At 63.7% G+C, this 10987-nt stretch carries 12 protein-coding genes; 9 read left to right on the forward strand and 3 right to left on the reverse strand.

Annotation, left to right across the window (positions count from 1 at the left end):
• The first annotated feature begins 272 nt into the window (after nucleotides 1-272).
• Entirely contained in the window at nucleotides 273-992 is a 720-nt protein-coding gene (locus V6766_RS23000; RefSeq protein WP_448470578.1) for a response regulator transcription factor, read from the forward strand.
• Here V6766_RS23000 and V6766_RS23005 read toward each other — a convergent pair.
• On the reverse strand, nucleotides 985-2184 hold the full coding sequence (locus V6766_RS23005; protein ID WP_448470580.1) for a winged helix-turn-helix domain-containing protein: 1200 nt from the start codon (nucleotides 2182-2184) through the stop codon (nucleotides 985-987). The genes V6766_RS23000 and V6766_RS23005 overlap by 8 nt on opposite strands.
• A 149-nt stretch (nucleotides 2185-2333) precedes the next feature.
• On the opposite strand from V6766_RS23005, the gene V6766_RS23010 reads away from it, so the two are divergent.
• The 3 genes from V6766_RS23010 to V6766_RS23020 are packed head-to-tail and all read left to right on the forward strand — an operon-like array spanning nucleotide 2334 to nucleotide 4200.
• Nucleotides 2334-3011: an energy-coupling factor ABC transporter ATP-binding protein gene (locus V6766_RS23010; protein ID WP_448470583.1), complete on the forward strand. Its 678-nt coding sequence runs from the start codon at nucleotides 2334-2336 to the stop codon at nucleotides 3009-3011.
• Entirely contained in the window at nucleotides 3011-3631 is a 621-nt protein-coding gene (locus V6766_RS23015) for an energy-coupling factor transporter transmembrane component T family protein (RefSeq protein WP_448470585.1), read from the forward strand. Before V6766_RS23010 ends, V6766_RS23015 begins: the two co-directional genes overlap by 1 nt.
• Nucleotides 3628-4200 (forward strand): biotin transporter BioY, encoded by a 573-nt coding sequence (locus V6766_RS23020; RefSeq protein WP_448470587.1) that lies wholly within the window; start codon nucleotides 3628-3630, stop codon nucleotides 4198-4200. Before V6766_RS23015 ends, V6766_RS23020 begins: the two co-directional genes overlap by 4 nt.
• 31 nt (nucleotides 4201-4231) lie before the next feature.
• On the opposite strand, the gene V6766_RS23025 is transcribed toward V6766_RS23020, so the two are convergent.
• The gene (locus V6766_RS23025; RefSeq protein ID WP_018065431.1) at nucleotides 4232-4630 is read right to left on the reverse strand and encodes an acyl-CoA thioesterase; all 399 of its coding nucleotides are present in this window, start codon (nucleotides 4628-4630) and stop codon (nucleotides 4232-4234) included.
• Nucleotides 4631-4866: 236 nt separating this feature from the next.
• Here V6766_RS23025 and V6766_RS23030 point away from each other — a divergent pair, with 236 nt between their 5' ends.
• The 5 genes from V6766_RS23030 to V6766_RS23050 all read left to right on the forward strand — a co-directional run bounded on the left by V6766_RS23030 (nucleotide 4867) and on the right by V6766_RS23050 (nucleotide 10224).
• Complete coding sequence (locus V6766_RS23030) at nucleotides 4867-5121, forward strand: exodeoxyribonuclease VII small subunit (protein WP_448470589.1); 255 nt, start codon at nucleotides 4867-4869, stop codon at nucleotides 5119-5121.
• 34 nt (nucleotides 5122-5155) lie between these two features.
• On the forward strand, nucleotides 5156-6085 hold the full coding sequence (locus tag V6766_RS23035; RefSeq protein ID WP_448470591.1) for a pirin family protein: 930 nt from the start codon (nucleotides 5156-5158) through the stop codon (nucleotides 6083-6085).
• A gap of 149 nt (nucleotides 6086-6234) precedes the next feature.
• A complete protein-coding gene (gene dxs, locus V6766_RS23040; RefSeq protein ID WP_448470593.1) occupies nucleotides 6235-8154 on the forward strand; it encodes a 1-deoxy-D-xylulose-5-phosphate synthase in 1920 nt (639 codons plus the stop codon).
• Between the two features lie 39 nt (nucleotides 8155-8193).
• Nucleotides 8194-8961, forward strand: a complete 768-nt coding sequence (locus V6766_RS23045; protein WP_448470595.1) for a TlyA family RNA methyltransferase — start codon at nucleotides 8194-8196, stop codon at nucleotides 8959-8961.
• A gap of 6 nt (nucleotides 8962-8967) precedes the next feature.
• On the forward strand, nucleotides 8968-10224 hold the full coding sequence (locus V6766_RS23050) for a class I SAM-dependent RNA methyltransferase (protein WP_448470597.1): 1257 nt from the start codon (nucleotides 8968-8970) through the stop codon (nucleotides 10222-10224).
• A 49-nt stretch (nucleotides 10225-10273) separates the two neighbouring features.
• Here the strand turns inward: V6766_RS23050 and V6766_RS23055 are convergent, their stop codons facing one another.
• A complete protein-coding gene (locus V6766_RS23055; RefSeq protein ID WP_448470599.1) occupies nucleotides 10274-10822 on the reverse strand; it encodes a BA14K family protein in 549 nt (182 codons plus the stop codon).
• Nucleotides 10823-10987: the final 165 nt, after the last annotated feature.

The following is a 10987-nucleotide window of genomic DNA, read 5'->3' on the forward strand; positions in this document are numbered from 1 at the left end:
TGAAACCGCTCAAACCGCCGACCATCACGGCAATGTATTCATGCTAAAATAAATATTTACCAGCAGCAAATATAAACAACACCAATTCTGGCTGAGGGCGAATAATTAAAGTAATCCAACGTAACGAAACATGACGCACTCGTCTTGAAACCAGAACTGAGTCACCCGCCGGCCATGCCATCCTGGCGGCAGGCTTTGACATGTCAGCAAAGCCGTACATTAAATATGTCCCGACGCACGCCTAACTCGCTCAAAGGGAGCCCCATCGCACAATGGCTGGCCAGACACAAAAGGCAGAAGACGACGCACATGGAATCCGCATTCTTCTCGTGGAGGATGAACGGGATTTGCGGCAGAGCTTCGCCGACTACCTGACGATGCGGGGCAACATGGTGACGGAAGCGAGTTCCGGGCTCGAATTTTACCGGGCATTGCGGAAACAGAAGTTCGATGTCGCGATCATCGACGTCAACCTGCCCGATATCAGCGGTTTCGAACTTGCCGAGGAACTTGCCAAGGAAACCGAAGGCGTCGGCATCGTCATGCTGACCGCCCGCGCCGGCCGCGAGGACCGTATCAGCGGCTACAGCGCCGGCGCCGATCTCTATTTGACGAAACCGGTTGATGGCGATGAACTGCTTCTGGCAGTCAACAATCTGGCGCGTCGCCTTTCCGAAAAGAGCTCCGCCGCAGCCGCCCCGTGGAAGCTCGATACGGTCGGCTACACGCTGACCGCGCCCGATGGCACCCGGATCGAGCTCACCGGCCGCGAACTCGACTTTTTGAAACTGCTTGCCGATGGCGGCGGCAATCCGGTCAGCCGCGCGGTTCTGTCCGCCGAACTTGGCTATGACGACCGGCCGGAGGCGCGCGGCATCGACGCGATCATTCAAAGGCTGAAACACAAGGCCGGCGCGATCGACATGGACCTGCCGATCAAGACTATTCGCCTCGTCGGCACCAGCTTCACCGCAAGGGTCGAGATCAGATAGCCTCGCCCCGCCACCCCGGCAGGTACTCGACCGTGTCCACGCCGGTGAAACGGGCGAGGCGCGCAAGCTCGGCATCGAGTTTATCGAAGCGCCCGGAGGACGCTCGCACGCCCGGCTCCAGCCACAGCCTGCGGACATCAAGCGAACTCCGCTTGCGGTCGGCCTTCATGTCGATCCGCCCGATCATGCGGTCGCCCTCGATCAAGGGAAAGACGTAATAGCCATATTGCCGCTTCGGCTCCGGCACGAAAACCTCGATGCGATAGGAAAAGCCGAACAGCCGTTCCGCCCGCGCCCGGTCGCGCAGCAGCGGGTCGAACGGGCTCAGCACCCTAACCCGCGAGGGCGGCTCCGGCACGTCGAACAGACCCGGCATCTCGTCGGCAAGCGCCACCGCCGCCCGCGACCTGCCGCTGTCGACGGTTTCGACCTGCACCTCGGCGAGTTGGCCCGCATTCGCATCCACCCAATCCCTGGCCTCCTGCGGCGTGACAACAGCGAAAAAGGCGGCGATCTCGCCGGAGGTCGCGAAGCCCAGGCGGGTAAGGGCGGCGCGGCAGGCCCAGTCGACAAATTCCGCGTGATCGACCTCGGCAAGACGATACCGGTCCGGGATCACCCGTTCGGCCAGATCGTAGGCCTTCTGGAAATTATGCCTGTGGCAGATCGCGAAATGGCCGGTGCGCCAGTGATATTCCAGCGCGGTCTTGGCCGGATGCCAGTTCCACCAACCGCCGGATACGTGATCCTCCTGCTTCAGTTCGCGCGCGAAGATCGGACCGCTCGCCCGCACCTGTTCATAAGTGTGCTCGAACGCGGCGGCGAAGTCCTCCCCGTGCCATTTGCGCCAGCGCTCCTGCAGCCGCTCCTCCTCCCGGCGGAAGCGGTGCTTCCAGTAAGGGTAGAACCTCATCGGAATGATGGAGGCGTCATGGGTCCAGTGCTCGAACAGCGCCCGGTCGCGTTCCAAAAGCGTCGTCAAGTGCTCGCGGCGAAAGGTCTGGTTGCGCGAAAACAGGATCAGGTCATGGGCGCGCTCGACCGTGCGGATCGAATCCACCTGCACGAAGCCGATCGTCTCGATCAGGTCGAGAAGCCCGGCCTTGTCCATCGCCCTGCCGGGCGGCGCGGACAGGCCCTGTCGGGCAAGGAAAATGCGCCGGGCATCGGCGTTGGAGATTGTGATGGTCATGGCGCGAGCCTAATGCGATTCGGACAAAATAAGAACATCCGATCCGCGCCGCCCTCACGCGGCGTCCCGGCAACCTGTGCAGCAACGGGAACGGCCCTTCCGGAACCGGACGTTCATGCCTATAAGAGGAAAAAAGTCCGGGGGCGAAATTGCAGATCGAATTCACCGAAGCCGGCGTCATGCATGAGGGCCGGGTGGCGCTTCATCCGCTGACGCTGTCGCTGACCGGCCGCAGGATCGGCGTGATCGGCCTCAACGGCTCCGGCAAGACCACGTTTGCGCGGCTGATCAACGGCCTGACGCAGCCCACGACCGGCGCAGTCGCGGTCAATGGCCGCGACACCGTGGCCGAATCGCAAGCGGTGATGGCGGATGCGGGGTTCGTGTTTCAGTCGCCGCAGAACCAGATCATCCTGCCGATCCTTCAGGACGATATCGAACTGGGGCTGAAGGCGCGCGGCGTCGCCAAGGCTGAAGTGCCCGAACGCACGCAGGAGGCGCTCGCCCGGCTCGGCATCGCCCACCTCGCCAGACGCCGCGCCCATGAGCTTTCCGGCGGCGAGCTTCAGCTTGCCGCCCTTGCCGCCGTACTCGCCACCCGGCCCTCGCTGGTGATCCTTGACGAACCGACCAACCAGCTCGATCTCAAGAACCGCCGCCGCGTCGCCGAGACGATCGCGGCGCTTGATGAGGATGTCATCATTATCTCCCACGACCTTGCCATACTGGAGAATTTCGAGCGCGTGCTGCTGTTTCACGAGGGCCGGCTTGCCGGTGACGGCGCGCCGCATGATGTGATCGCGCAATATGAGGCGATGAACCGCTGATGCAATCGCTCTATGTCGAAGCGGACAGCATTCTCCACCGCATGTCGCCGGGCGTGAAGCTCGGCGGGCTGGTCGCCTTTTCGATCGCCGTCTTTCTCACGACAAACCTGTGGGGCCTCGCCGGTTTCGCCGCCGCAGCCGCCTTCGCTTATTTCACCCTGCCGATAGGGCTGCGCCCGGCGTTGGCCCGGCTGGTTCCGATGGCGTTCGCCGTCCTGCTCGTCGGCGGCTTCAGCCTGATCTTCAACCCTTGGGAACAGGCGCTGGCCTCGGTTCTGCGGCTCTCCGCGCTGATGCTGGCCGCCGCCGCCATTACCGCCAGCACGCCCGTGCCGGACTTTGTCGACACGATCACGCGCGCCGCCCGGCCGCTCGAAAGGGCCGGGCTTGTCCGCGCCGCCGATATCGGGCTTGCGGTCGGCCTTGTCATCCGCTTCGTGCCGGATATTCTCTCCTCCTACGGCGCGATCCGCGACGCCCATCGCGCCCGGGGCATAAGGTTTCGTCCGACGGGCGCAATCGTCCCGCTGATCATCTTGACCCTGCGCGATGCCGACAGTATCGCCGACGCCATTGATGCCCGCGGCATTCGCGGCGAAGACAGAAGGAACGTCAAATGAACTCGCGTGATCTGGTTCTCGTGTCGCTTTTCGCGGCCATCATCGTGGCGCTCGGCCTGCTGCCGGCCATACCGCTTGCCTTCATTCCCGTGCCGATCACCGCGCAGACGCTCGGCGTCATGCTTGCCGGTTTGATCCTTGGCCGCAGGCGCGGCGCGGCCGCCGTGCTGGTGGTGTTCGTGCTGGTCGCGATCGGGCTTCCGGTGCTTGCCGGCGGGCGCGGCGGCCTCGGCAGTTTCGCCGCACCGACGGCGGGCTTCCTCATCGGCTGGCTGCCGGCGGCCTATGTCGCTGGCGCGCTTGCCGAATACGCGGCGGAGACCGAGAATGCGCTGCGACAGACCTTCGGCTTCTTCATCGCGGCCTTCGCGGGCGGCATCGTGGTCGTCTATTTCTTCGGCATCGCCTGGCTTGCCTATGGCATCGGCATGGGCATTTCGCCCGCAGTCGCGGGTTCGATGGGCTTCATTCCGGGCGATATCATCAAGGCGGTGCTGGCGGCGCTTGCCGCGCGCGCGGTGATGGTCGGTTATCCGCTGCTGCCGAAAAGCCTCTCCAGCCAGAGCTGATTTGCCAAGCCGGCATCAGTCGCTCGGGACGTCAGTCGAGAAATGAAAACAGCCAGTCCCGCGTCGCTTCCGGAAGGGGCGCGGGTTCTCCGTTCACGCGGTTGACGGCCGTCCACAGCAGTTCGACCTCGGCGGCGATGTGATTGCCGGACTGCACCGCGACATTGAAGCCGATCGACTTGCCGCCGATCTTGGCCGCGCGCACCACCAAATCCGCCGTCTCGCCGTTCTTCAGCCCGCGATAAAAGGTGCAGCCGACCTTGCGCACCACATAGGCGGGCTCGTTCTCCACCTCCGGACGGTACTGCCAGAACCGCGCAAGGGCTTCCTCGGCATGCTCGATATAGGCGGCGGTGTGCATGCGCCCATGCATGTCGATATCGCGATAGGGAACGCGAAGTTCCGTTCTTTCAGGATGAAGTTCATCCATCAGCCACACCTTCCCGGCGCTAAGCAACGCCGTTACGCACGTTTTCACCGGCTCTTCGCAATGGCGCGGGCGCGCTGCAATGCGGAAAAGCTCAGCACTCTATAGAACCTTTCCAGGTCAAACGCCATGATATGGTTATCTGATGGTTAGCAAGCGCGCGGCTTGACTTGCAATCGCGCCGGGGCGCATTACCTTGCCGAAACGAAATGCGCGCGAAAAACTTGAGAGGCCAGACCATGACGGAAGCAACCAAACCGACCGATGTGAGCGGCCTCAGCTTCGAGCGCGCGGTCGAGGAACTCGAATCGATCGTGGCGCGGCTGGAGCGCGGCGACGTCGCGCTGGAAGAATCGATCAAGATCTATGAACGCGGCGAGGCCCTGAAGAAGCACTGCGAAAAACTGCTGAGCGCGGCGGAAGCCCGGGTCGAGAAAATCCGGCTCGATCGCGATGGCCGGCCGGCGGGAACGGAACCGCTGGACCCACAATAAAACTCGGCGCAAACCGGCGCCCGGAGTATCGGACATGTCGTTTTTTCCCGGCCAGGATCCCGAATTCGGCGATGCCGCAAGCTGCAATGCCGTTGCCCAGCTGATCATCCCGCGCACCAGCGATATCGGCGGCTTCGAGGTGCGGCGCGCGCTTCCGACGATCAAGCGCCGGCTCGTCGGCCCGTTCATCTTCTTCGATCGCATGGGCCCCGCTCGCTTCGGCGGCCATGGCGAGGCGCTCGACGTCAAGCCGCATCCCCATATCGGGCTCTCCACCGTCACCTATCTCACCTCCGGCGAGATCGGCCATCGCGACACGCTCGGCAACCACACCGTCATCCGCCCCGGCGACGTGAACCTGATGACGGCGGGGCGCGGCATCGTCCACTCCGAGCGCACGCCCGACGACCTGCGCCTGCGCCCGCATGCGCTGTCCGGCGTCCAGACCTGGCTTGCCCTGCCGGAACACGACGAGGAGATCGATCCGACATTCGGCCATACCGAGAAAAACGCGTTGCCGACGATTTCGGAGACCGGCGTCAGCGGTCGCCTGGTGCTCGGCCATTTCTGCGGCATGAAGGCGGATGTGAAGACATTCACGGACACGCTGCTCGCCGATATCGCTCTGCGCGCCGGGGCCCGGCTTTCGTTCCCGGCGGAGCATGAGGAACGCGCGATCTATATCCTCGAAGGCCAGCTTGGCGTTGCCGGCGACGTGTTCGATGCCGAGCAATTGCTGGTGCTCGCCCCCAACGATCCGATCACGATCGAGGGAGCGGGGGAACACGGATGCCGTCTCATGCTTTTTGGCGGAGAGGCGTTGGAAAAGCCGCGCCATATCTGGTGGAATTTCGTGTCTTCCTCGAAGGAACGGATAGAACAGGCGAAGGAAGACTGGCGGCAGGGCCGATTTGGACTGGTGCCGGGAGACGAGAAGGAATTTGTTCCTTTGCCCGAACGCTGAAATTCGCTAGAAACGATTTAGAAAGCGCACAGGTGACTGCCGGTATTCCGGTTCGCCGAGCGAAACAATAAGGACAGGGAGCATCTCCGGCTTGCGCCGCAGGTGCTTCAGGCAGGAACAACGTCTTTCAGGGCGTATGAGGCTCCACAGTGACGCTACCGTCAAAAACCTCCATTCTCGACCGGATCAAGCTGCCCGCAGACCTTCGCGAAGTCCACGACCGCGACCTGCCGCAGCTTGCCGAGGAAGTGCGCGCGGAGATGATATCCTCGGTGTCGCGTACCGGCGGGCATCTCGGCGCCGGTCTCGGCGTTGTCGAGTTGACGATCGCGATCCACAAGGTGTTCAACACGCCCGACGACCGGCTGATCTTCGATGTCGGCCACCAGTGCTACCCGCACAAGATCCTGACCGGACGGCGCGAGCGGATGGGGACGCTGCGCCAGGAAAACGGCATTTCCGGCTTCACCCGCCGCGCCGAAAGCGAATACGACCCCTTCGGCGCGGGCCATTCCTCCACCTCGATTTCCGCCGGTCTCGGCATGGCGGTCGCCTCCAAGCTCCAGGACCATCCCCGCAACGTGATCTCGGTGATCGGCGACGGCGCGATGTCGGCCGGCATGGCCTATGAGGCGCTGAACAATGCCGGCGCGCTCGGCGCTCGACAGATCGTGATCCTCAACGACAACGACATGTCGATCGCAAGGCCGACCGGGGCGATGAGCGCCTATCTGGCGCGGCTTGCCTCCGGCAAGACCTATCTCGAGGTCCGCGATTTCGGCAAGCGGCTGACCTCCTATCTCGGCAAGTCGATCGAAAGCGCAATCTCGCGCGCCGTCGGCCATGCGCGCGGCTATGTCACCGGCGGCACCATGTTCGAGGAGCTTGGCTTCTATCATATCGGCCCGATCGACGGTCATTCCTTCGATCACCTCCTGCCGGTGCTGCGCAACGCCCGCGACAATGCCCGCGGCCCAGTGCTGATCCATGTCGTGACCCAGAAGGGCAAGGGCTATGCGCCCGCCGAAGCTGCGTCCGACAAGCTGCACGCCGTCAGCCGTTTCGATGTGGTCACCGGCCATCAGGCGAAAGCCAAGCCGAACGCGCCGAGCTATACTTCCGTTTTCGCCAAGGCGCTGATCGAGGAAGCGCGCAACGACAAGGATGTGGTGGCGATCACCGCCGCCATGCCGTCCGGCACCGGACTCGACAAGTTCGAGGAAATCTATCCGAGCCGGATCTTCGATGTCGGCATTGCCGAGCAGCACGCGGTGACCTTTGCCGCCGGGCTTGCCAGCGAAGGCATCAAGCCGTTCTGCGCACTCTACTCCACCTTCCTCCAGCGCGGCTACGACCAGGTGGTCCACGATGTCGCGATCCAGGGCCTGCCGGTGCGCTTCCCGATCGACCGCGCCGGTTTCGTTGGCGCCGACGGGCCGACCCATGCGGGCTCCTTCGACACGACATACCTTGCCACCCTGCCCGGCTTCGTGGTGATGGCCGCCGGCGACGAGGCCGAACTTATGCACATGGTGCGCACCGCCGCAGCCTACGATGAAGGCCCGATCTCGTTCCGCTACCCGCGCGGCGAAGGCACCGGCGTGGTCCTGCCGGAGCGCGGAGAAATCCTCGAAATCGGCAAGGGTCGGATCATTTCCGAGGGCTCCAAGGTGGCGCTGCTGTCCTTCGGCACGCGATTGGGCGAATGTCGCGAGGCGGCGACCGTGCTTAACGCCGCCGGCCTTTCGACGACTGTTGCCGATGCCCGTTTCGCCAAGCCGCTCGACCACGACCTGATCCGCCAGCTCGCCGCCCATCACGAGGTGCTGGTAACGATTGAAGAAGGGGCCGCCGGCGGGTTCGGGGCCCATGTGGTGCAGTTCCTCGCCAATGAGGGCTTGCTCGATCACGGTCTGCGCGTGCGCCAGATGGTGCTGCCGGATATCTGGATGGAACAGGCCAAGCCCGAGGACATGTATGCCAAGGCCGGGCTTAACCGAGACGGGATCGTGGAAACCGTGTTCCGCGCGCTTGGCCGCCACGGCGTTTCGACCGGCACCGTCGGCTGAAAGCTTGCGCCGGCGACCAAAAGCGTCCATGGAGCGGCCATGACCGCTCCCGCTGCCCCCATGCGTCTCGACCAATTGCTGGTCGCGCTCAACCGTTTCGAGACCCGTTCGCGGGCCCGCGACGCGATCGCGCGCGGCGCGGTGACGGTCAACGGCAAAACGGTAACAAAGCCCGGCATGACCGTCAGTCCCGACGCCGTGATCGCGATTGACGACCCGGCCGAACAGTATGTCTCCCGCGCCGCGCTGAAGCTTTCGGCGGCGCTCGATCATTTCGCATTGTCGCCGGAAGGCGCGCATGCGCTCGATATCGGCGCTTCGACCGGCGGGTTCACGCAGATTCTGCTGGAGCGCGGCGCGCGTCATGTCACCGCCATCGATGTCGGCCACGGCCAGATGGCGGAGCGGATCGCCGACGATCCGCGCGTCACCAATATCGAGGGGCTGAACGCCCGTCACCTGACCCGCGAGGATATTGCCGAAGGGCCGGTGCACTGGGTTGTCTCCGATGTCTCCTTCATCTCGCTCAGGCTCGCTCTGCCGCCCGCGCTGGAACTCGCCGAACCCGGCGCGACCTGCATCCTGCTGGTGAAGCCGCAATTCGAGGCGGGCAAGGACAATATCGGCAAGAAGGGCCTGCTCAAGGACCCCGAGCTTGGCCCCGTGATTGCTGCCAGGCTTGAGCAATGGCTTACCGAAGAGATGGGCTGGCAAAGCCTCGGCATCGCGCCCTCGCCGATCGAGGGCGGCGACGGCAACCGCGAATTTCTGCTCGCCGGGCGCAAACCCGACAGAAAAGAGGAATAAAATCCCATGGCAGCCGAAACCGTGATCATCGAGAAACTGGGCGCAAAGGGCGATGGCGTTGCGCAGACGCCCGAGGGCCCTGTCTTCGTGCCCTTCGCCCTGCCTGGAGAGCGCATCACGATTGCCCGACAGAAATCGGCAGGCGTCATGCTCGCGCTGATGGAACCGGCGGCCGAGCGCATCGATCCCGCCTGTCGGCATTTCGGCCCGGACGGCAAGAACGGCACCTGTGGGGGCTGTTCGCTCCAGCATCTGGCTCCCGCGCCCTATCAGGATTTCAAGCGACAGGTCGTGATCGACGCGCTTTCCGCCCACGGCCTCGACTGTCCGGTCGAGCCGCTCGTTGGAGCGGCACCGGGCCAACGCCGCCGGGCGACCTTTTCTGCGCGCAAGACCGAGGCCGGCATCGTGCTCGGCTTTTCGAGCCCGGAAAGCCACCATATCGTCGAGATCGAGGAATGTCCGGTGCTGTCGCCGGCGCTGTTTTCCCGCCTGCCCGCCCTGCGCCTTCTGGCAGGCATTCTGGCGAGCGGAAGCGACCCGTTCCGGATCGCCGTGCTGGAGACCGAAACAGGACTCGACATCAGTTTCTCAGGCCTCAAGCCCCCATCGGAAAAGCGCCGGCAGGCCGCGACCCGCGCGGTGATGGCGGTGAAGGGCATCGCCCGTCTGACCTATGAGGACGAAATCATCGTCGAGCCGGTGCGCCCTGCCCTCGATATTGCCGGAACGAGGGTGAACCCGCCACCGTCCGGTTTCGCCCAGGCGACCCGCGAGGCCGAGGAGGCGATGGCGGGGCTGGTGGCGAAGCATCTGGAAAGCGCCAGACATGTCGCCGATCTGTTCAGCGGGTTCGGCACCTTTGCCTTGAGGCTGGCCGCGAGATCCAAGGTGCACGCCGTCGAGTTCGATGCGAAGGCGCTTGCAGCACTCGATATGGCGGTGCGCAACCGCCAGGGGCTGAAGCCGGTGACAAGCGAGCGTCGCGACCTTTTCCGCCGCCCGCTGCTGGCGCGCGAACTCTCGGGCTTTGACGGCGCGGTGTTTGACCCGCCGCGCGCCGGCGCGCGCGAGCAGGCCGAGGAACTGGCCCGCTCCAAGGTCGCGAAGGTCGCCGCTGTTTCCTGCAACCCCGCCACCCTTGCCCGGGATCTCCGGCTTCTCGTGGATGGCGGTTACCGGATCGAGCGCGTGATTCCGATCGACCAGTTCCTCTGGTCCTATCACGTGGAGGCCGTGGCGCTTCTCAGCCGCCCAAGATAAAACCCCGGCGGAAAACCGCCGGGGTTCAATGTCACGCCATCACGTGCACTCAGTAGTAAGGCGACAGGCACTGCTTGCGCGGCCCGTTATAGGGCTGGAAGGTGTTATCGTAGCTGCGATAGGAACGATAACGGTTCTCGCACCAGGCATAATGCTTGGGGTTCAGCCCGTTCGTCTGCTGCGGACGGTTGTTGTTGCCGGCCGCGATCGCGCCGCCGATGATCAGAGCGCCTGCCCCCAGAACCGCGAGCGGCACCCACGCATTGTCATCATTATCCCAGCGGTAGTTCGGGCCCGGACGCGGCGGACGGTAGCCTGGCGGGTAACGGTAATAGCGATCGCCGTTGTAGTAGCCGCCCCTGCCATTATAAGCCTGATGGCGACGATCATAACCGGGACGGCGATCATAACCATGACGACGGTCCCAATTGCGACCGCCCCGGTCGCCGTTCCAGTTGCGACCATCGACGCGTTCAATTCTTGCATCCGCGCCGGCCGGATTTACGGAAATCGGCATGGACTGAGCAGGGATGGCGCTTGTCGCCACGACAATCGAGGCAAGCCCTGCGGCCACCATTTTCTTTGCCCGATCTAACATCTGCATCTCCCGTTCTTTCTTTAAAGCCGAAGCCGGATTGGCCTCCTACGCTATGTGACAACCATAAAACCCTTCACCTGAACTCAGGATTAACGGCTTATTTAGGTTTTACTAGAGCGTCGGGCGATTAGTCTGCAACGCATGCTGTTGATTTGAAGTAGTTCC

Source organism: Martelella sp. AMO21009, assembly GCF_053484295.1.